This is a genomic window from Paenibacillus sp. AGC31 (assembly GCF_057334655.1).
On sequence record NZ_JBHFJH010000045.1, the window covers coordinates 124,775 to 143,579 of the forward strand.

17 protein-coding genes are annotated in these 18,805 nt (G+C 44.9%); 14 read left to right on the forward strand and 3 right to left on the reverse strand.

Annotated features, from left to right (window positions below):
• Positions 1 to 65: 65 nt before the first annotated feature.
• Both ACE04G_RS26625 and ACE04G_RS26630 read left to right on the forward strand, forming a co-directional pair.
• Positions 66 to 950 carry a LysR family transcriptional regulator gene (locus ACE04G_RS26625; protein WP_339185167.1) on the forward strand — a complete coding sequence of 295 codons (885 nt, stop codon included), beginning with the start codon at positions 66 to 68 and terminating at the stop codon, positions 948 to 950.
• 54 nt (positions 951 to 1,004) lie between these two features.
• The gene (locus ACE04G_RS26630; protein WP_486095153.1) at positions 1,005 to 1,526 is read left to right on the forward strand and encodes an NUDIX domain-containing protein; all 522 of its coding nucleotides are present in this window, start codon (positions 1,005 to 1,007) and stop codon (positions 1,524 to 1,526) included.
• A 162-nt stretch (positions 1,527 to 1,688) separates the two neighbouring features.
• Here the strand turns inward: ACE04G_RS26630 and ACE04G_RS26635 are convergent, their stop codons facing one another.
• Entirely contained in the window at positions 1,689 to 2,036 is a 348-nt protein-coding gene (locus ACE04G_RS26635; protein WP_449004764.1) for a winged helix-turn-helix transcriptional regulator, read from the reverse strand.
• Positions 2,037 to 2,169: 133 nt separating this feature from the next.
• Between ACE04G_RS26635 and ACE04G_RS26640 the strand changes: the two genes are divergently transcribed.
• From ACE04G_RS26640 to ACE04G_RS26665, 6 genes are all read left to right on the forward strand, one after another.
• On the forward strand, positions 2,170 to 3,084 hold the full coding sequence (locus ACE04G_RS26640; RefSeq protein WP_237175337.1) for a DsbA family oxidoreductase: 915 nt from the start codon (positions 2,170 to 2,172) through the stop codon (positions 3,082 to 3,084).
• A gap of 165 nt (positions 3,085 to 3,249) precedes the next feature.
• Complete coding sequence (locus ACE04G_RS26645; RefSeq protein WP_449004765.1) at positions 3,250 to 4,035, forward strand: helix-turn-helix domain-containing protein; 786 nt, start codon at positions 3,250 to 3,252, stop codon at positions 4,033 to 4,035.
• The gene (locus ACE04G_RS26650) at positions 4,032 to 4,679 is read left to right on the forward strand and encodes a GNAT family N-acetyltransferase (protein ID WP_449004766.1); all 648 of its coding nucleotides are present in this window, start codon (positions 4,032 to 4,034) and stop codon (positions 4,677 to 4,679) included. Before ACE04G_RS26645 ends, ACE04G_RS26650 begins: the two co-directional genes overlap by 4 nt.
• Positions 4,666 to 5,685, forward strand: a complete 1,020-nt coding sequence (locus ACE04G_RS26655) for an alpha/beta hydrolase family protein (RefSeq protein ID WP_449004767.1) — start codon at positions 4,666 to 4,668, stop codon at positions 5,683 to 5,685. The genes ACE04G_RS26650 and ACE04G_RS26655 overlap by 14 nt, the downstream gene beginning before the upstream one ends.
• A gap of 73 nt (positions 5,686 to 5,758) precedes the next feature.
• Positions 5,759 to 6,322, forward strand: a complete 564-nt coding sequence (locus ACE04G_RS26660; RefSeq protein ID WP_449004768.1) for a GNAT family N-acetyltransferase — start codon at positions 5,759 to 5,761, stop codon at positions 6,320 to 6,322.
• A gap of 136 nt (positions 6,323 to 6,458) precedes the next feature.
• Positions 6,459 to 7,040: a hypothetical protein gene (locus tag ACE04G_RS26665; RefSeq protein WP_449004769.1), complete on the forward strand. Its 582-nt coding sequence runs from the start codon at positions 6,459 to 6,461 to the stop codon at positions 7,038 to 7,040.
• 554 nt (positions 7,041 to 7,594) lie between these two features.
• On the opposite strand, the gene arfA is transcribed toward ACE04G_RS26665, so the two are convergent.
• Positions 7,595 to 9,103: an arabinosylfuranosidase ArfA gene (gene arfA, locus ACE04G_RS26670; RefSeq protein WP_336757863.1), complete on the reverse strand. Its 1,509-nt coding sequence runs from the start codon at positions 9,101 to 9,103 to the stop codon at positions 7,595 to 7,597.
• 208 nt (positions 9,104 to 9,311) lie between these two features.
• Between arfA and ACE04G_RS26675 the strand changes: the two genes are divergently transcribed.
• The 5 genes from ACE04G_RS26675 (at position 9,312) to ACE04G_RS26695 (ending at position 16,227) form a co-directional block, all read left to right on the forward strand.
• Positions 9,312 to 10,244 carry an ArsR/SmtB family transcription factor gene (locus ACE04G_RS26675; protein ID WP_336757864.1) on the forward strand — a complete coding sequence of 311 codons (933 nt, stop codon included), beginning with the start codon at positions 9,312 to 9,314 and terminating at the stop codon, positions 10,242 to 10,244.
• Positions 10,245 to 10,476: 232 nt separating this feature from the next.
• A complete protein-coding gene (licT, locus tag ACE04G_RS26680) occupies positions 10,477 to 11,325 on the forward strand; it encodes a BglG family transcription antiterminator LicT (protein ID WP_336757865.1) in 849 nt (282 codons plus the stop codon).
• Positions 11,326 to 11,483: 158 nt separating this feature from the next.
• On the forward strand, positions 11,484 to 13,421 hold the full coding sequence (locus ACE04G_RS26685; RefSeq protein ID WP_449004770.1) for a beta-glucoside-specific PTS transporter subunit IIABC: 1,938 nt from the start codon (positions 11,484 to 11,486) through the stop codon (positions 13,419 to 13,421).
• Positions 13,422 to 13,462: 41 nt separating this feature from the next.
• On the forward strand, positions 13,463 to 14,929 hold the full coding sequence (locus tag ACE04G_RS26690) for a glycoside hydrolase family 1 protein (RefSeq protein ID WP_339185195.1): 1,467 nt from the start codon (positions 13,463 to 13,465) through the stop codon (positions 14,927 to 14,929).
• A 173-nt stretch (positions 14,930 to 15,102) separates the two neighbouring features.
• Complete coding sequence (locus tag ACE04G_RS26695) at positions 15,103 to 16,227, forward strand: phosphotransferase enzyme family protein (RefSeq protein WP_449004771.1); 1,125 nt, start codon at positions 15,103 to 15,105, stop codon at positions 16,225 to 16,227.
• Positions 16,228 to 16,325: 98 nt separating this feature from the next.
• On the opposite strand, the gene ACE04G_RS26700 is transcribed toward ACE04G_RS26695, so the two are convergent.
• Positions 16,326 to 17,177: an AraC family transcriptional regulator gene (locus ACE04G_RS26700; RefSeq protein ID WP_449004772.1), complete on the reverse strand. Its 852-nt coding sequence runs from the start codon at positions 17,175 to 17,177 to the stop codon at positions 16,326 to 16,328.
• A 176-nt stretch (positions 17,178 to 17,353) separates the two neighbouring features.
• Here ACE04G_RS26700 and ACE04G_RS26705 point away from each other — a divergent pair, with 176 nt between their 5' ends.
• Positions 17,354 to 18,760 (forward strand): family 4 glycosyl hydrolase, encoded by a 1,407-nt coding sequence (locus tag ACE04G_RS26705; protein WP_449004773.1) that lies wholly within the window; start codon positions 17,354 to 17,356, stop codon positions 18,758 to 18,760.
• The last annotated feature ends 45 nt before the right edge of the window (positions 18,761 to 18,805 follow it).

The following is an 18,805-nucleotide window of genomic DNA, read 5'->3' on the forward strand; positions in this document are numbered from 1 at the left end:
TCAATTCAACGAAACGTTATCGAACATATCATTCATTTTTTTTGAACTTGGGAGGTACGTGACTCATGGAAATACGCCAGCTAAAAACCTTTTGGACACTTGCATCGACCTGCAGCTTTAGTCAAACTGCTGAATTATTGAGCTATGTACCCTCTACCATAACCATGCAAATCAAATCGCTGGAAGAAGAGCTTGGTGTAAAATTGCTGGATCGATTAGGCAAAAAGGTCGTGTTAACGGATGCTGGCCAACAGTTTCTGCCTTACGCCACTAAGATTTTAAACGATGTAGAGGAAGCAAAGTGCATATCCAGTCAGCACGGAGAATTGGCGGGAACGGTTGTGATCGGAGCAGACGAAGTGCTGTGTGCATATCTTCTTCCAGCCTTGTTCAAACGCTTTCGAGCAGACTATCCTGGTGTGCGGTTATTGTTCCGCCCCTTGTCTGGGCAAGAGCTTAAATCGAGTCTGAGAGAAGGGCATGCCGATGTCGTTTTTGTATTGGATGAGCCTATTAATTCCAAAGACCTTCAATCAGAGTTTTTAAAGGATGAGACCTTTCAAATGGTGGTTTCTCCCGATCATATGTTAGCATCGCGTTCCGAGTTGGTCATTGATGACTTCCACAAACAGCATTTTTTGCTGACCGAAAAGAACTGTTCGTATCGCACTCATTTTGATCAATCCATAACAAAGAAAGGTGTGGATGCTCTGACAGAGCTGGAGTTTCATAGTGTAGAAGCCATTAAACAATGTGTTGTGGCTGGCCTAGGGATCGCTTTATTACCTGAAATGGCTTTGAAGAAAGAGTTGAGCGAAGGGGAAGTGGTTGCTCTGCCGTGGGATTTATCAGATGTATCCTTTTCTGCGCAAATGCTCTGGCATCGGGAAAAATGGATCTCTCCGTCCATGGCTGCTTTCATGGAGGTCGCCAAGAGTGAGTTGATTTGATTGTTCAGAATTTGTTTAGATGTATGTGTTAAGATATTCTTCATGGAGATCGTGATGTTAAATGGAATCAACCTTCAGCAACATGATACAGATATATATGGGGGATTAGCAATGGAGAGAAAGATTAGAAATTCTGCAAAAGCATTGATCATTAAAGACGGGAGAATGCTTGCAATGAAGCAGGATGATAATGATGAAGTCATCTACATCCTGCCTGGTGGGAGCCAGAATGCAGGTGAAACCTTGACGGATGCTGTGAAGCGTGAAGTTGCGGAAGAAATCGGAATAGATGTAGAACCGTTATCACTGGAATTTGTCATTGAAGGGGTATACGGTGAAGCTCTTCATCGTGTAGATTTTGTTTTTTTATGCGAGTACATAGGATTGATAGACCAAGATAGTTCTATTCTGCCAATTGACGAAAATCAAGTGGAATATGAATGGCTCGAAATTAAAAATATAAACGAACTACCTTTATTTCCTTCAAAATTACGAAAGCAGATCATTAGATTGGTTGAGGGAGAAAAAACGGTTATGTATTTAGGAAATGAGGAAGATGACGACCTGAATAGTTAGATGTGTACACGTCGTAAACAAGCGGTCGTCTTGTATTTATAAAGGTAAGGCTATTTCAAAGGACATGATGGTCCAGTGAAATAGCCTTTTTGCCGTTGAACAAAGTGTACAGAGTGATTCAAAAATGAAGATCTAAACTTAGGGGTTACATAAGGCCAGATGTTATATATCTTGTTGCTTCACGCCTGCTTTCATATTTTTCTGACCCCACAATACCATGGATTCAATTAAAGGAACCAATTCCTTGCCTGATTCTGTGAGCGAATACTCCACTCTCGGTGGCACCTCGTTATATTGCTCCCGATGCACGATGCCGGAATGAATCAAATCCTTCAAACAGTTCGTTAACATCGTTCCGGTAATGCCAGGCAGTCTTCTTTTTAATTCATTGTAACGTATACAGTCATTTTCACTGAGGATTGCCAGGATCGGAAGATTCCACTTGCCTCCAATGACCTGAAATGCATAAGTCGCTGGACATAACTGATCAAAATTAAACTCGTATTTCACTTGATACCCTCCAATAGTATACTTTTTGATACTAAGTCAGAAAAAGAATCGTACTTGTTCAGAAGATTGTAGACATTATAATCAAACTAACACAGGAAAATCAATTCATAAGACAATATAAAGGCGGGATAACGTGAGTAACGAATCAATGATGTGTGATCTGGAAACAGGCGTATGTGGTGTGAATGAGGAAGAGGCGATGCAAGAAATCAATCTGAATCACGTTGAGAAAAGGATAACTCTTTATTACGCAACAGATCCGATCTGCTCTCACTGCTGGGCGCTTGAGCCTGTGCTTCATCGGTTTATTGAGGAATACGGCCATTATTTTACGCTGCAAATCAAAATGGGTGGGCTATTGGCTAACTGGAATGGTTTCTCGGATGGTGCTAACGGGATTCAGAAACCTTCGGACGTTGCAGCGCATTGGAAGGAAGTGGGTGAACATTCACGCATGCCCATCGACGGTTCCTTATGGCATGATAATCCAATACTTTCTTCCTATCCGCCATCTCGCGTATTTAAGGTCATTCAGAATACGCAGCCTGGGAAAGAACAGGACTTTTTAAGACGTGCGCGTGAAGCCGTGTTTGCATTTAATCGAAATATTGGAGAAGATGATGTGCTGACCGATATCGTCAATCAACTGGGCTTGAATGGTAAAGAAGTGGTTGAGGCGGCTGCACAGCAATCTGCACAAGAGTTATTAGAGGAAGACTTTGAGAGTGTGGCTAGTTTGGGAGTGAGAGGTTTCCCATCAATTATCATTGTGAATGAAGAGAATCAAGGGTTGAAAATCGTCGGAGCGCGTTCTCTTGAAACATATGTGCAAGCACTTCAGCAGGTGCTTGGTGGTGATCTGAAACCCAAACAGATAACCTCGTTGGAGCAGAAAATCAATGAGGGACACCTTCTTTTTTCTAAAGAAATTGAGGTCTTGTACAATATCGAAAAGAGTGATATTGAATCATATGTGAAATCTGAATTGGCAGAGCACACATATCGTATGGGTCATATTTTGAATGAGATGTATATTGAGCATATCTGAGGCAGGAAAATACAAGAAATCAAATCCAAAGCAGGTCAGCGAGATGACTTGCTTTTTTTGTACATCTGCGAAAAAAACTGATTTGAATTGAAAACGAGGCTTGACCTTGGGTCTGACCTAAGGTTTATGCTATGTACACGAAGAACAGCGAAGGTGGAGATGACAGTGAATGCTGAAATTACAATTAGCGAATTGGCCAAGCTGATGCACGTATCGGTACATCAAATTCGTTATTTTGAGGAAAAGGGAGTGTTGCATCCGGCTTACACAGGTGATAATCAGTACCGGATGTATGGCATAGATGAAGTGTACAGGCTTGCCCATATTTTATTGCTGCGTAAGATGGGGCTGTCCGTTCAAGTGATCAAAGAATGTCTTACACGTCTGACTCCCGAAGAGATCACACGACTCTTTCATCAGGCACTGATCGATACCGAAGCCGAGATTAAGAAACTTCAGGAGACCAAGCATTTTATGGAGAAGTTATTGGAGGAAAAAGTACATCTTGCCGATCCGATGGAGACAGCATATAACATCATTCAGCGCGAAGCCACGCCGCTATCGCTTTGGTTTGAGATGGAGGCTACTGCCACTCTGAATGCGCAGACACTTGTACAGCACAAAGGCAAGATCACCAATCTGTTTGAAGCAGATCTCCATTATGTCTACGATTCGTCCGGCATCGTAGGCATGTACACTCCCACTCAGGAAGGGATGCATCATCTGATGCTGCCAGCGGGTACGTACCTGTCCTGTCATCTATATGTGGAAAATGAAGAACAACTGACTGCTCACATTCAGCATTTTTATGCTAACGCCGAAGAGGTGGGGTATGTCTGTCAGGGGCCGCTTCTCATGGTGGAAAAATCGTATTTATCGTTGTTCACACCCGACAAGCTTCATTATGAATTACTGTCACAGATTATAACAGAACAGGAGGTTTCCTTATGACACATCTCGTTCAGATTGAACACCTCCAGCCTGATCGTTACAAAATAGCCAGCGAACTGATGGCTTATGGATTTGGACATAAATTCCAGAGATCCACTGCAATGTCCTTGTCAGATCTGGCTACAGCCTTTGAGCAGATGCTGCATCATGTTCTCCGAGATACTGGAAATCTGCGCGTGGTCGCACGAGAAGACGATGTCATTGTGGGCACGATGTCGTTGAAGTGGAAACCCGGCTCTCATGAACAGAGCTCTGGAAAGGTGAAGGGTTCCCAGGTGTGGGACGCTTGCAATCACATCAGCGCTTGGAGACGCCTCCTACTGTTAACCGGAATTCATTTGCTGAAACACGAACCTGTGACGCAGGAATGTTACATCGAGGATATCGTTGTGCATCCACAACATCAGCGCAAGGGAATCGGCAGACAATTACTCGCTTGGGCGCAGCAATACATGCTGCAATCCCCGCAGATGTCGTATCTCAGTCTGCATGTGGCAAGTTACAACCTGAAAGCCATTCAGATGTACGAACGTTTGCAGTTTCACACACAAAACAGTACAAAAAGCTGGATGACCGGCATGCTTCTCGGTGAACAACAATGGAATTATATGACCCGCAAAGGAGAATATCATGCTTCAACGTAAAGGAATCTGGATTTCACTAGTCGTCTTCATTTTATTAATTGTTGGTACAGGAACGTACATTATTGTGCAACAGGACTACAGTATAGTCGAACAACACATCGAAATTCAAACCCCACAAGGCAAACTGACAGGTACACTGTCTCTGCCTGAGAACGAATCAGGCAAGCTGGGACTCGTGCTTTTCATCCATGGTGATGGTCCGATTGATTCGGCACATAGTGATGGATATAAGCCATTGTGGGAGCGCCTTGCTTCCTTAGGATACGCTTCGTTGTCGCTGGACAAACGCGGCATAGGTGGTTCCGAAGGCAACTGGCTGAATCAAAGCATCGATGATCGGGTAGTTGAAGCCGAGCACGCTATCGCTTGGGCGAAAGAGCAGCCGATGATTGATGGTTCCAAAATTGGTGTATGGGGAGCAAGTCAGGCGGGGTGGGTCATTCCCAAGCTTGCAGGCAAGGAAAATCTTGCATTTAGTATTCTCGTTTCTCCAGCGATCAATTGGCTGAGACAGGGGGAATACAACACAAGGAGTCAAATGGCCAAGGATGGATTTTCGGCGGCTGAGATACAAGCACAGGTGGATTACAATAACAAGATCAATGATGTGTTGAAACGTCATGGTTCTTATGAGGAATACATTAGGCTTGCACGTCAAGGTGAGGAGCAGATGAATAAGGATCGTTGGAACTTTGTGAGTAAAAACTTCACAGTGGATGCAACGGAGGATTTGCACAATTTCAAAACACCAGTCCTGCTATTGCTTGGAGAAGATGACGTCAATGTCGATATCAAGGATACCGAGCGTGCATATCGTCAGGAAGTCAAGCCGTCGTATTTGCTTCACGAGAAGATTTTCCAAAACACAGAGCATTCGATGCTTCCTACATCCATTGCAGGCTCGGAATGGAGAATGGGGCTGAGATTCCTGTTTGCTCCAAGAAGTATTACCACCGCTGAGTATATGGACGAGATTGAACAATTCCTGACCAAATTGGCGTTATAAAGAGAACAGGTTGAGCACCGATTTTATATCGATTCGTATTAGAAGGTATAATAAAGTTCTGGAGGTGAACGAGATGCTGGAATTAGAGTTTACTACTATAGAGGAGTGGGATGAAGCAATGTGGGCACGGATGGAGCGGATCTATCATGAGGCCTTTCAAAGCGGTGCGAAGACAAAAGTGATTCTGCGCAGTATGCTGGACCGAGGGGTTGGTTATTTACACACGGGTGTGCATCAGGGAAAAGTGGTTGCGATGGCTGTTACTGGACTAGAGGGGAAGGCTGTGGACTGCATTCTGATCATTGACTACCTCGCAGTTGATCAGAAGCTGCGCGGATTGGGCATAGGAACCTGGATGCTGGAGCAGCTCAGAGCCTGGGCGTTAAGGGAACATAAGATCAAAGGGATACTTATCGAGGCGGAGTCCGGGACAACGGGGGCTCATCAGGAACGCATTCAGTTCTGGCAACGCAACGGGTTCATCCTGACCTCCTATATCCATCAATATAGAATGGTGCCAGAACCATATCAGGCAATGATGCTGCCACTGGATAGAAGCGCGCATGTGCCTGATGATGGTGAGGCACTGTTTCGTTATATCAATGCTTTTCACAAGGTTGCTTACCGGAAGAGCTAGACCCCCAAACGATTTTACTTTATCCAATGAAGCGCTGGTCATTTTTCAATTTCGGCACACGGATGTACTATCGCACAGGCAAGTCGTCCACCCATTGCGTAGACTGAAGTAGATCAAGTCAAGTGAGGTGAATTCCATGGCTAAGACCAATGAAATACACGTCCGGGTGAAACGGCTCAAGGATCGCCCAGTCTGCGTGACTCTTCATAATGGTGAAACGTACGTCGGGTACATCTCTGGCGTTAACAGCGAAGGCGTAGTGCTTACCGGGGGCGGAAAGCTTACTCAGGCTGCAATCACAGCAACCTCATCTGAAGGCAGTGCTCGCAAAACCAAACCTAAAGCAGGGGTGAAGAGAAAAACAGCCTCCTCTCGGAACCGTAAACGGGTGAACAGCACTTGTAAGTCGCAGGTGCGATCACGGTCGATGTCTCGTTCATCGTCTCGGTCAGCTCAGGTATCCTCTTTCATGCCTATGCTAGGCTCGTTGTTAGGTGGCTTCGGCGGAGTTGGCGGTGCAGGCTCAATTGGAGGTATGTTAGGCGGTGGTATGCGGTTGTTTGGCATGATCCAGCGGTTTACACCTGTGGTCAAAATGGGGTATGGCATGATTAAGCAGATTCAGCCATTTATGGGGGCAGTTCAAGGGCTGATGACTCCAGCAAGCCAGGCAGCTCAGGCTGAAACCGAAGGTGAAGAGGAAGCACAACAAGGATAATACTTGAAATGAAAATCGTGAAATAGAATACAACCTTCTTTTCATTTGGGAAGGAAGTATTGCTAGTATGTTGGGTGATCTGATTTCTTTCTGATCTGGTCTGTTCCTTATCTTCTCCGCTAGATGCTTAATTGCAAGCTGCTCTCCGTAAGCCAAACGGAGGGTGGCTTATTTGCTTATGCTGTATATGAGGTTCGAACCAGCTCAATATAGTATGCTTGCTCAGCGCTAACGAACTTCAGAAACCTTATTCGGGTCAATATCAAGCCGTTAAAATTCTAACGAACAAGACACACCCTATTTGCTGCAAAATGTAGGTGAAAAGGGGCTGATTCTGCATCATAACTTCTCCTGTGTTCGTTAAATTCCTTCGTTGCGAGGAATGAAAACTGAGGTTTCAAATACTCGTCTAACATCTAAATTTGATACCATGTAGTTCGACCGACCATTGTCATACAGCAAAAAGCACCGCGCGCTGGGAGCTGCACGCGGTGCGAAAAGCATTGCTGTTGTTGCAGAGTGGAAACCGATTCTATTCCGCTGTTATTAAGCCTTTAAGCCTGTTTGGTTTTCAGACGAATGACGTTCCATGATGCTTTGTTCAAGACTGCTTGCACTTTACCTTGATCAACCGTTGTATATCCGCCGTTGTGAGGAACAACGTTACGTGGGTTTTCTTTGGTATTGGTGGCTTTCAAGTCGTTGTTCTCCAATACGATATGTTCCACAAATGTCGTTTCTCCGAAGGAGCGCAGATCCACATTCAGTTCCAACTTCTCATCCAGATGTCTGTTCACCGCAAAGATCGTGATCGTGCCGTTTTCTTCATCATGCACACTGATTGCTTCGAGATAAGGCACATCTGTAAAGTCTTTGGAATCATATTTAGGTGAAGTTGTGATGGATCGCAACACCGTACCACGACCGAAGTTGGATGCATGCATGAACGGGAAATAGGTCGTCTGGAACCAGATCGCTCCGTTATTTTCCGTCATGATTGGTGCAATGGTGTTAATCAACTGAGCAAGGCAAGCCATTTTTACACGGTCGGCGTGTTTAAGTATGGTAATCAGATAACAACCCACAGCTAGTGCATCTTCATGTGTATACACATCTTCAAACTCTGGAGGCGCAATCTGCCAACGTTCTTCCATACGGCTTGTGCCGATGGATTTCCAGACATTCCATTCATCCAGAGACAGCATTAATTTCTTTTTGCTGCGTTTCTTGGCTTGTACAAAATCACAGATTGAAGCCACACTATCAATAAATTGATCCAGATCCAGCGATGTCGCCAGGAAGTCATACGTGTTCTCTTTATTGTTGTTGTAATACTGATGCAGGGATAAGTAGTCCACATTTTCATAGGTGAGATCCAGCACGGTTGCTTCCCAATCTGCAAATGTACTCATGTCACGGCTGGAACTGCCGCAAGCCACAAGCTCGATATCCGGGTCTACCCATTTCATCGCTTTAGCCGTCTCATTGGCAATACGCCCATATTCATATGCAGTCATTGCACCAATCTGCCAAGGGCCGTCCATTTCGTTGCCTAGACACCAGGTTTTGAATTTATGCGGGTCCTTGTAACCGTGAGAGATACGCAGATCACTCCAGTATGTGCCAGATGGGTGGTTGCAGTATTCGATCAGGTTTCTGGCCGCATCAATACCGCGAGTACCCAGATTTACAGCCATCATCACTTCGGTTCCAACGAGTTTGGCCCAATCTGCAAATTCGTTTGTTCCAACTGCATTCGTTTCAATCGTCCACCAAGCGAGTTCAAGTCTGCGTTTGCGCTCCGCTACCGGGCCCACACCGTCTTCCCAGTTGTAACCGGATACGAAATTGCCACCAGGGTAACGAACGACGGGTACGTTCAAAGCTTTAATCGCTTCAATGGCATCCTGACGGAACCCTTGAGCATCTGCAGTAGGATGACCTGGATCATAAATACCGCCGTATACGGCCCGTCCCAGATGTTCTATAAATGAACCATAGACACGCGGATCTACTTCAGCAATCTGAAAGTCTTTATCGATAAGCATTTTGGATGTAAGCATGGTAAGTACCTCCATTGGATGAATTCATATTCTTGAAAGAAGTAACAGCGATATTGAATTCGCTTAAAAGCAAAATCAATTCATTGATTTGTTATCTAATATGTATCATAATGCTTATATATTGAGCAAGTTCATTTTGATGAGTTCGCTAAATAACGAATTCTGAGATTGAAATAGATCGATTTTACTCAAAAAGGAAGTGAACATCATGATGCTTGGGACAGATGCAGCTTCATTGCTAATTTACGAGGCACTGGGAAGTGAAGCCCGTTTAAACATTGTGCGCCTGCTGCTACAAAACAGAGAAATGCATATCAATGCGCTTGCCCAAGAGCTTTTTCTGAGCAAAGCTATTGTAAGTACACATGTCAGCAAGCTGCAAAAAGCCGGAATTGTCGGCAGCCGAATGAAACGGGAGAACGGCGGAACCTATAAGTACTGTTTTATCGTACGAGAGTTCATGACTATTAACCTGTCACCAGAACCTGTTGACGCTCCTTACCATGAAATATCCATACCGGTAGGTCAATATACAGATTACGAAGCATCGCCGACCTGCGGGATTGCGACAACTACGCAGATGATTGGACAGTACGACACACCTGCCTGCTTTATGGACCCGGATCGGGTGAACGCGGGAATCCTTTGGATGGCACGAGGTTTTCTTGAATATAAGATTCCCAATTATCTGAATAAAGAACAGCATCTTCGGGAGATTGAAATTTCCCTTGAACTAAGCTCGGAAGCGCCAAAGGTGAACGAAAACTGGCCGTCTGATATTCGCTTTACCCTTAACGGCAATGACCTCGGGATTTGGACAAGCCCTGGCGATTTCGGGGATCGGAAAGGTAAACATACACCACTATGGTGGAAATTGGACGTCAACCAGTATGGTGTATTGAAAATGCTGCGTATTAACGGGGAAGGCACGTTTATGGATGGTCAGCGCATCTCGGACGTGCGTGTTCAAGACCTGAATCTTGGTGCATCCACCTATTGGACCTTTGGATTGAAGCCAGAAGAGGGAGTAGCTGGCCGAGGCGGACTTACCCTGTTTGGCAAAGGTTTTGGCAACTATGATCAGGATATTCTGATTCGATACTATTATGATGCTCGGGAAAACAAGACTCCAGATGAATAGGTTATTCGTTTTGATGTCAGTTTATAGAGGGAAAGTTCCACGATGAACCACCTGCAGAACAATTCCAGAGTAATGGTATTGACAACGATTACATAGCTGATATAATATACAGCTATATAAGGAGTGTCACTGATTCGATCAGGCACCACCAAAGTCTGGATTCCACAAGTTTGTTTATTACTTGTGAATTGGACATTGGTGGTGCTTTTTGCATACTGGGGGTGATTGCATCATGAGGTTTAAAAAATCGTTAAATAACAACATCGCACTGGCGGAAGACGCCGAAGGCTACGAAGTCATTGTCATCGGAACGGGTGTTGGCTTCAAAAAAGTAAAGGGACAGCCGATTGAGCAGAGCCAGATCCAGAAAATGTTCCGAATTGGCTCGAATGATAAATATCAGCGAGTTGAACAATTTCTCAGTGATATCCCACTGCAAGTCATCGATATTACGGATCAGATTATTGAAGAAGGCAAGACGATAATCGGAAAAAAGCTGAATGACTCGATCCTGTTAACACTTGCGGACCATATTCATTTTGCGCTGGATCGTTTCAAAAAAGGCGTGGATGTGCAAAATCCGCTTCATTGGGACATTCGCCATCTATATCCTGCCGAATACCGTGCCGGAGAATGGGCAGTTCGAAAAATCAATGATGCTTTTCAAGTCTCATTGCCATCTGGTGAATCAAGCTCTATTGCCCTTCATTTCGTGAACTCACAATTCGACTCGGGCAGTATGAACCAAACGATTAAAATTACACAGATGATTAATGACATTTTAGGTATCATGACAGAACATTTTGGAATGGCACTGAATCAGGAATCTGCTGATTTTTCCAGGTTCATCACCCATCTGAGATACTTTATTGTTCGTCAGTTGAACCGGGAAGTGCTCTCGTTTAAAGATCAGCAATTTCTATATGATGTATTGTCGGAGCGATATCCTGTCAGTTTCCAATGCGCACTCAAAATAAAGGAGGCGATGGAGCAGCAACGCGGATTCGTGATTACTCCCGATGAGATGGTATATCTCATGATCCACATCGAGAGAGTGACATCCCGTACCGCTACGGATTGATCTCCATACAACCTGTTTGAAGTTATACCATCATCAATATGAATTGAATATGGAGTGTTACTGATTCGATCAGGCACCACCAAATGTTTCCGACTCCGCATCTGCGGCGGGCCGGTATTACATTTGGTTTTTTTTTCGCCAAAAAAGGAGGAAGCAGCATGAATCATCGGGAGTTGTCCAAAGAAATTATCCAGTTAACAGGAGGACAAGAGAATATTACCCAAGCCTGGCATTGCATCACACGGCTTCGTTTCAACGTTCGAGAGCAAAACAAAGTTCAATTGGAACAGATCAAAGCACTCGATGGTGTGCTCGGCGCACAGTTTCAAAACGATCAGTTTCAGGTGGTCATTGGCAACCAGGTTGCAGCCGTATATGAGCAGATCGAGGATCAGATGAAGCAGAGTGGCATATCGAAGCCCGAAACAGACGCGCCACGCTCTAAAGGGATTAATGCTGTTTTGGATACGATCTCCGGCATTTTCACTCCGATTCTGCCTGCCATCGTAGGTACCGGGATGTTAAAGGGGATTCTGGCATTGCTCGTTACACTTGGAGCGATACAGGAGAACAGTGGTGAGTATCAAGTTCTGTCTTCCATCGCAAACGCGGCCTTTTATTTCTTGCCTTTTCTTCTGGCTCTATCATCTGCCCGCAAGTTCAAAGTGAATGAATATATCGCCCTGACGCTTGCAGGAACGTTATTGTATCCTACGATGCTGAATGCGTATCTGGCAAACCAGCTTGAACCGATCCGTTTTCTCTCGCTGCCCGTGTCCATTGTGAATTACACCCAGTCCGTTATTCCCATTATTCTGGGCGTGTGGCTTCTGAGTTATGTACATCGCTGGGTGGATCGTTTTATTCCCGGTCCGGTCAAAGTCATCTTTACCTCGATGATTGTACTAGTCATCACGGTGCCGATTCTATTAATTGCGATTGGCCCCCTAGGGAATTACATGGGCATCTATCTGGAAATGGGCACTTCCTGGCTCTTTGCCCATTCGGGTCCGTTAACCGGCATTATTCTTGGCGGCTTCATGCCTCTGATTGTTATGACGGGAATGCATTATGCGTTCTTCCCAGGCACATTGCAGAATCTGAGCAAACTCGGATATGACGTACTTTTGCTGCCGATCAACCTGATAACCAATATGAGCCAGGCTGGTGCAGTCACGGCTGTTTTCCTCAAGACCAAAGATAAAAGAATGAAATCCATTGCTTTATCCAGTGGTATATCTGCCTTGCTTGGCATTACTGAACCCGCACTGTACGGTGTCACCTTGAAGCTGAAAAAACCATTTTACGCTTCACTCATCGGTGGAGCAGCAGGGGGTGGCTTTATTACCGCAGTGGGTCTGAAATGCTTCGGTTTTGCTGTACCAGGATTGCTTTCACTTCCGTTATACATTGGGCCGAATGGTGGCATGTCCAACTTCTGGTATGCATTAATCGGAATAGGCATCAGCTTTAGCGTTTCCTTCGTGGTGACTTTGCTGCTCAAATGGGATGAGCCAAATACACGCAATTCCGCCATGTCCGACTCAACACAAACATTAACCAAACAGGATCAGGAGACAACCACTGCCTTTTCTCAAGAAATGGTGACATCTGTAACAGTACATTCCATTGAGGAAAAGAAAGGGGAGGTTTTCAGCCCGCTCATTGGTGAATTGGTGCCGCTATCAGAGCTTCCGGATCAAACGTTTGCCGAGGAATTGACCGGGAAAGGTATTGCCATTCGTCCGCAGGATGGACGTGTTACAGCTCCTTTTGACGGAACCGTCACGTTGGTTGCCAAAAGTAAACATGCGATTATGCTGACCTCATCCAGTGGAATCGACATTCTCATTCATGTTGGACTAAACAGTGTGTCGCTCAAAGGGAAATATTTTGACGTGAAGGTTGCTGCCGGACAAGAAGTGAAGAAGGGTGATTTGCTTCTAGAATTTGATATGGATGGCATTCAGGGTGCGGGTATTGATCTTGTGACACCAGTCATCGTAACCAATACGCCGGATTACCTCGATGTAGTACCAGTTCAGGTGAAGGGGGTGATTCCAATGAATGAATTGCTTCTCCTCACCGTTCGTTGACAGCTTCATGAATACCACATACAAAAAAGGAGAGAAACAATATGACAAAAACGATTAAACACTCATTTCCCGAAGGATTTTTATGGGGCGGAGCTACTGCTGCCAATCAGCTCGAAGGTGCATATGACGCAGACGGCAAAGGACTCTCTACCTCAGACATGGCTCCATTCGTTCCTCATGAGGAGCGCAATGGCAAGGATTTCACCTTCGACGTCGATTCTGTTCAATTGGAAGAATACCTGAGCGGTAACACAGACGTATATTTCCCGAAACGGAACGGCGTGGATTTCTACCACCGCTACAAAGAAGACATTGCCTTGTTTGCGGAGATGGGTTTCAAAGTGTTTCGTCTTTCGATCGCGTGGACACGGATCTTCCCGACAGGAGAAGAAGCAGTTCCCAATCAAGCTGGTCTTGCCTTCTATGATAACGTGCTCGATGAACTCTTGAAATACGGCATTGAGCCGCTCGTAACGATCTCTCACTACGAGATGCCCGTAGAGTTAACCCGCAAATACAACGGCTGGGAAAGCCGCGAGATGATCGATCTGTATCTGAAATTTGCCAATACGCTGTTTGACCGTTACAAAGACAAAGTGAAATACTGGATTACCTTCAATGAAATGAATATGATGCTGACAAGTCTGTATACTGGCGGCGGCATTCTGGAAGATAAAATTAAGGGTACACCGGAGCAGGTAGCCTATCAGGCAACGCATCATCAATTTGTAGCAAGCTCACTGGCTGTCAAAAGTGGTAAAGAGAAGATGCCCAATGCTCAGATTGGCTGCATGATCTGCCGTCTGGAAACGTATGCTGCTTCTAGTAAACCGGAAGATGTGTTGCAGACGATGAAGGAAGATCAGATGAACCTGTTCTACCCAGAGGTACAGGCACGGGGCGAATACCCATCCTATATGCAAAGATATTTTGAGGAAAATGGCATTGAACTGGTTAAAGCTCCTGAGGATGATGCCATTATCCGGGACAATACCGTGGACTTTATTGCTTTCAGTTATTACATGACGTATATCGGAAAATATGACCCAAATGACAACAGCAACTCAGGTATGCTGGTAAGTCAGATCAAAAACCCTCATCTGAAAGCTACTGAATGGGGATGGCCTATCGATCCGATTGGTCTTCGCGTCGCGCTGAACCGATTGTATGATCGTTACCGGATGCCGCTCTTCATCGTTGAGAACGGGATGGGAGCTATCGACACACCGGAAGAGGACGGGGCAGTGCATGACCCTTATCGCATCAATTACTTGCGCAGCCACATCGAACAGATGAAAGAAGCTGTCGCTGACGGCGTTGAATTGATGGGTTTCACTAGCTGGGGACCTATCGATATCATTAGCTGCTCCACTTCTGAAATGGGCAAACGTTATGGTTTCATTTATGTAGATCAAGACAATGCCGGCAATGGTTCATTAGAAAGAACCCGCAAGGATTCCTTCTACTGGTACAAACAAGTTATCGAGTCCAATGGAGAGATTCTTTAATTATACAAAATTCTTACACGCCGCCCGTATGGGCGGTTCTTTATTTTATACTAGTCAAATCAGGGATAATTATGTAAACTTGTGATATTCAAACAAGAGGAGTGAATTCAATGTCTAACAAGGTGATTGTGCTTTAGGTTCACAGAAGGATATTTGCATTACAGAGATTCCTTTTGTGGACATTTCAGTGCGGGAAACCGTCCAAACAATGTTTACTGGAGGAGATTATTATTAATTTTAACGAAGCTGTTAACATCAGCAATACACATGTACTGACGCTGGTACCCGAGCTGTTTCATCTAGTGGGTTACGATATTCAGCTTATTCCGCCTCATGAGGGTGGACGTAATGTCGTTTACACTTGCGAGCAAAAGGGGCGTAAATCGCTAATTCTACGGGTGTCTTTTTTGCCTGACAGAAAGCGGGCAGATTACATGGCCGAACTGGAGTATGTCAGGTATCTGTTTGAGCACGGTGCAAGTGTCTCGAATGTAGTCAGCTCGAAAAAGGGCCATCTTCTGGAAGAGATCACTTATGATGAGCATACGTTCTTTGTCTGTATGTTTGTAAAAGCCAAGGGGAAGTTGCTGGTAGAAAACCATTATCAGTACCGTGAAGGGGTTCCACTTAGCGAATACTATTATAATAGCGGAAAAGTTCTGGGCAGGATGCATCAACTATCGAAAGGGTACACTCCCGTCCATCGCCGGCATCATTTGATTGACAATTACAGCGGTGAATATATCGATAACCTGGTACCTGAATCATTTCCTCTGCTTAAGGAGAAGATGGTTGAGCTTCTAAATACCTTACAAGGTTTGGATGCAAATAAGGAAACATTCGGCATGATCCATTTTGATTATAACGATGGGAATTACTCGATTGATTTTGATACCGGTCAGATCACCGTGTATGATTTTGATAATTCATGCTTCGGTTGGTATATGTATGATCTGGCAGATCTATGGACACACGGCGTCGGCTGGATTCAATTTGAGCCGAATGCGGATAAACGCAAACAGTTCATGGATGACTATTTCCAAACCGCCCTCGCTGGATATACTTCCGAGACCAAGATCGAAGATTCGATGCTGGAGAAGCTGCCTTTATTTATTCAAGTCACTCTCTTGGAGAATATTCTAGGTCAATTTGAGGAAATGCAGCGTGCTGGCGAAGAACTGGAAGCTAACGAAGAACTGTTGTATCTCATTAAATGTCTGGAAGAGGATATACCGTATAAAGGATTTTTCCATGAGATGTATTCCAATGAAGCTCCTTTTGAGTACGAGGGACGCTGAAGGGACCTGTATGTAAACTAAACCCTGAATAACCAAGGATTCATCAAGTGCGGAGGCAGCCGGATCGACCGGTTGCCTCTTTGTTTGTCTGCTGTATTTTATTCGAATTTGGAAGGGGGCACGTTGTAGAATTTTTTGAATGCTTTGGAGAAAGTAAAGGGGTCGGGATAACCCAGAAATCCGGCAATTTGCTGAATCGTATATTTTTTTTCGTACAGATAGTCTCTGGCCCGGTTCATTTTGATCTGATTGATGTATTGTCCCGGTGTAATACCCAGAATTTTCTTGAACAAAGAAATAAAATATTTCTCAGAGACGCCGGCAATATCTGCAAGCTCGTTAACTCGGATGGCACGATGCAGATTCGCATCCACGTAGGGGAAGACATTCTGCAGAACTTCCAGACTTCCTTCGATCTTCCTCGGTTTTCGGTCTTTCAGAAACTCACCGTGATATAGGCCTTGCCTATGTAATTCCAAAATTTTGGCGATGACAAGAAGTAGAGAGGCTTTCAAATAAAGTGGACTGGCGGAAGCGCCGCTACTCTGCTTGAATCTTCGATAGGACGAGGTGAATAGTGTTGATTCCTCTTGAATCAGATTGCCAGTTACGATGCCCGGGAGTTGAAACTCGCCGAGAATCCGCTTTTGCTCAGCGATGCTGAAATCAAAATGCATGTATACGAATCGGCACAACTCTCCGGTCGTGGAAGCCATATAGGGCATATCCGGATAAAAAAACACCACGTCACCCGGTTCTGCCATATGCTCGATTCCATTGATTGTAATCTGGACGGAGCCAGCTGTAATGAACCACAGATCATAATCGGAATGAGACTTGTGCTCCGTCCAATTACTGTCGTGTGTTTGTTCCAAATAAGAGCTCATGCGAAGTGTGATATACTCCGAAAGTTCGTCGATTATACTCATATTTACAGTTCCTGTGTGCATCTAATCCAACCTAATCCTCTCTACTTTATGACATCCTTTATATTTCACTATCATAACAAAGGATTTATCTCTTGTTAACTAGCGTACGATATGACATGTTTTGAAAACTATCACACATTCCGATTCCAGCCCACTCACCTATAATGAACTTATATCGTTATGAGGAGGGGTTATTGATGAATGCTACAAGTACTCAGCATCCAAAGGTAGTTGTTATTGGGGCGGGCAGCCTGTTTTTTGGTCGTCAGTCCATCTGGCAGATGGTACACTCCCCATATTTGAATCAGGGAACGCTGGCTTTGGTGGATACGGACGAGGAACGGCTTTCGAAAATGGTGAAACTAGCGGAAATGGTCGCCAAGGAGAACAACGTATCCCTCAAGATTGAGGGTTCAGTGGACCGAAGACAGGTACTTCAGGGAGCCGACTTCGTTGTGCTCAGTTTTGCGGAACAATCGGTTAAATATCGGGGCATCGACTGCCAGGTTTCTCTAAAGTATGGGATTCGGATGTGTTCTGGCGATACGATTGGCCCGGGCGGAATCTTTCGTGCGATGCGGGAACTGCCGGTTATTATGGAATGTGCTAAAGACATTGAGGAATTGTGTCCGGATGCTTGGGTGATCAATTATATTAACCCGTCTACCGTTCATGGCATCGCATTACATCGATATGCACCCAGTCTCAAATCATTTGCGCTGTGCGATAGTCATCATATGCCGCATAAAAAAGCCTATTATGCTGTACGAGCCGGAATCATTGAAAATACAAGCCAGTTCACCGAAGAGATCAACCAGAAATTCGATTTTCGTATCGCGGGTGTTAATCATTTCACTTGGCTGCTCAAAGCCGAGTATGAAGGAAAAAATGTGATGCCCACAATTGCAGAAGCCATGCGCAAGCTGGCAGGTGATGAGAATAACGGCGGTGATCGCGGCGCAAAAGCTCTTTTTAACGATGCGATTACCTATGAACTATATGATATTTTCGGAATCATTCCCACTTGTACGGCGCATACGAAGGAATACGTGCGGTATTGGCAGGGTCTTGGCAAAACTGCGGATACCATTCCTCCATTATCGATCTGGGAGACAGAGGACAGATATGAGCGTCACGATGAAATGTGGCAGCAAGTCGATGACTTCCTTACAGGAAACATCCCGATTGCCGATTATATGAGCACCTTTGGACCGGATCATGCGACCGACATCATTGAGAATATGGTGGGGAACTTGGGCAAAAAATTCTTCATCAATACGCTCAATCAAGGCGCCGTAACCAATATGAATAACGATTCGTTCCTGGAACTCCTGTGCGATGTAGATATGGATGGAGTGAAGCCACTCCATGTAGGCGAGATGCCGCGTGGGATAAGAGGCATGCAAGAACTTGTACTGGATACGCATGAGCTTACGGTTGAAGCTGTTCTGGAACAGAGCTACGAGAAGCTGAGAAGGGCGATGCTCACCGACCCGCTCGTGAATTCCATCAGTGACGCGGACAAGATCATCCATGAATTGTTGGAATTGGAGCGTAAGATGATTCCTGACGTTTGGTACAAGGACAGATTGCAGTATAGCTAAGCTAAGATAATGATAAAGACCACGTTGGCTCCTTCAAAGGGCTAA

Bases quoted from the DNA above. Each gene is read 5' to 3' on its own strand.
- ACE04G_RS26625 (WP_339185167.1), top strand. From the start codon at position 66: ATGGAAATACGCCAGCTAAAAACCTTTTGGACACTTGCATCGACCTGC.
- ACE04G_RS26630 (WP_486095153.1), top strand. From the start codon at position 1,005: ATGTTAAATGGAATCAACCTTCAGCAACATGATACAGATATATATGGG.
- ACE04G_RS26650 (WP_449004766.1), top strand. From the start codon at position 4,032: ATGACACATCTCGTTCAGATTGAACACCTCCAGCCTGATCGTTACAAA.
- ACE04G_RS26655 (WP_449004767.1), top strand. From the start codon at position 4,666: ATGCTTCAACGTAAAGGAATCTGGATTTCACTAGTCGTCTTCATTTTA.
- ACE04G_RS26660 (WP_449004768.1), top strand. From the start codon at position 5,759: ATGCTGGAATTAGAGTTTACTACTATAGAGGAGTGGGATGAAGCAATG.
- ACE04G_RS26665 (WP_449004769.1), top strand. From the start codon at position 6,459: ATGGCTAAGACCAATGAAATACACGTCCGGGTGAAACGGCTCAAGGAT.
- arfA (WP_336757863.1), bottom strand. From the start codon at position 9,103: ATGCTTACATCCAAAATGCTTATCGATAAAGACTTTCAGATTGCTGAA.
- ACE04G_RS26675 (WP_336757864.1), top strand. From the start codon at position 9,312: ATGATGCTTGGGACAGATGCAGCTTCATTGCTAATTTACGAGGCACTG.
- licT (WP_336757865.1), top strand. From the start codon at position 10,477: ATGAGGTTTAAAAAATCGTTAAATAACAACATCGCACTGGCGGAAGAC.
- ACE04G_RS26685 (WP_449004770.1), top strand. From the start codon at position 11,484: ATGAATCATCGGGAGTTGTCCAAAGAAATTATCCAGTTAACAGGAGGA.
- ACE04G_RS26690 (WP_339185195.1), top strand. From the start codon at position 13,463: ATGACAAAAACGATTAAACACTCATTTCCCGAAGGATTTTTATGGGGC.
- ACE04G_RS26700 (WP_449004772.1), bottom strand. From the start codon at position 17,177: ATGCACACAGGAACTGTAAATATGAGTATAATCGACGAACTTTCGGAG.
- ACE04G_RS26705 (WP_449004773.1), top strand. From the start codon at position 17,354: ATGAATGCTACAAGTACTCAGCATCCAAAGGTAGTTGTTATTGGGGCG.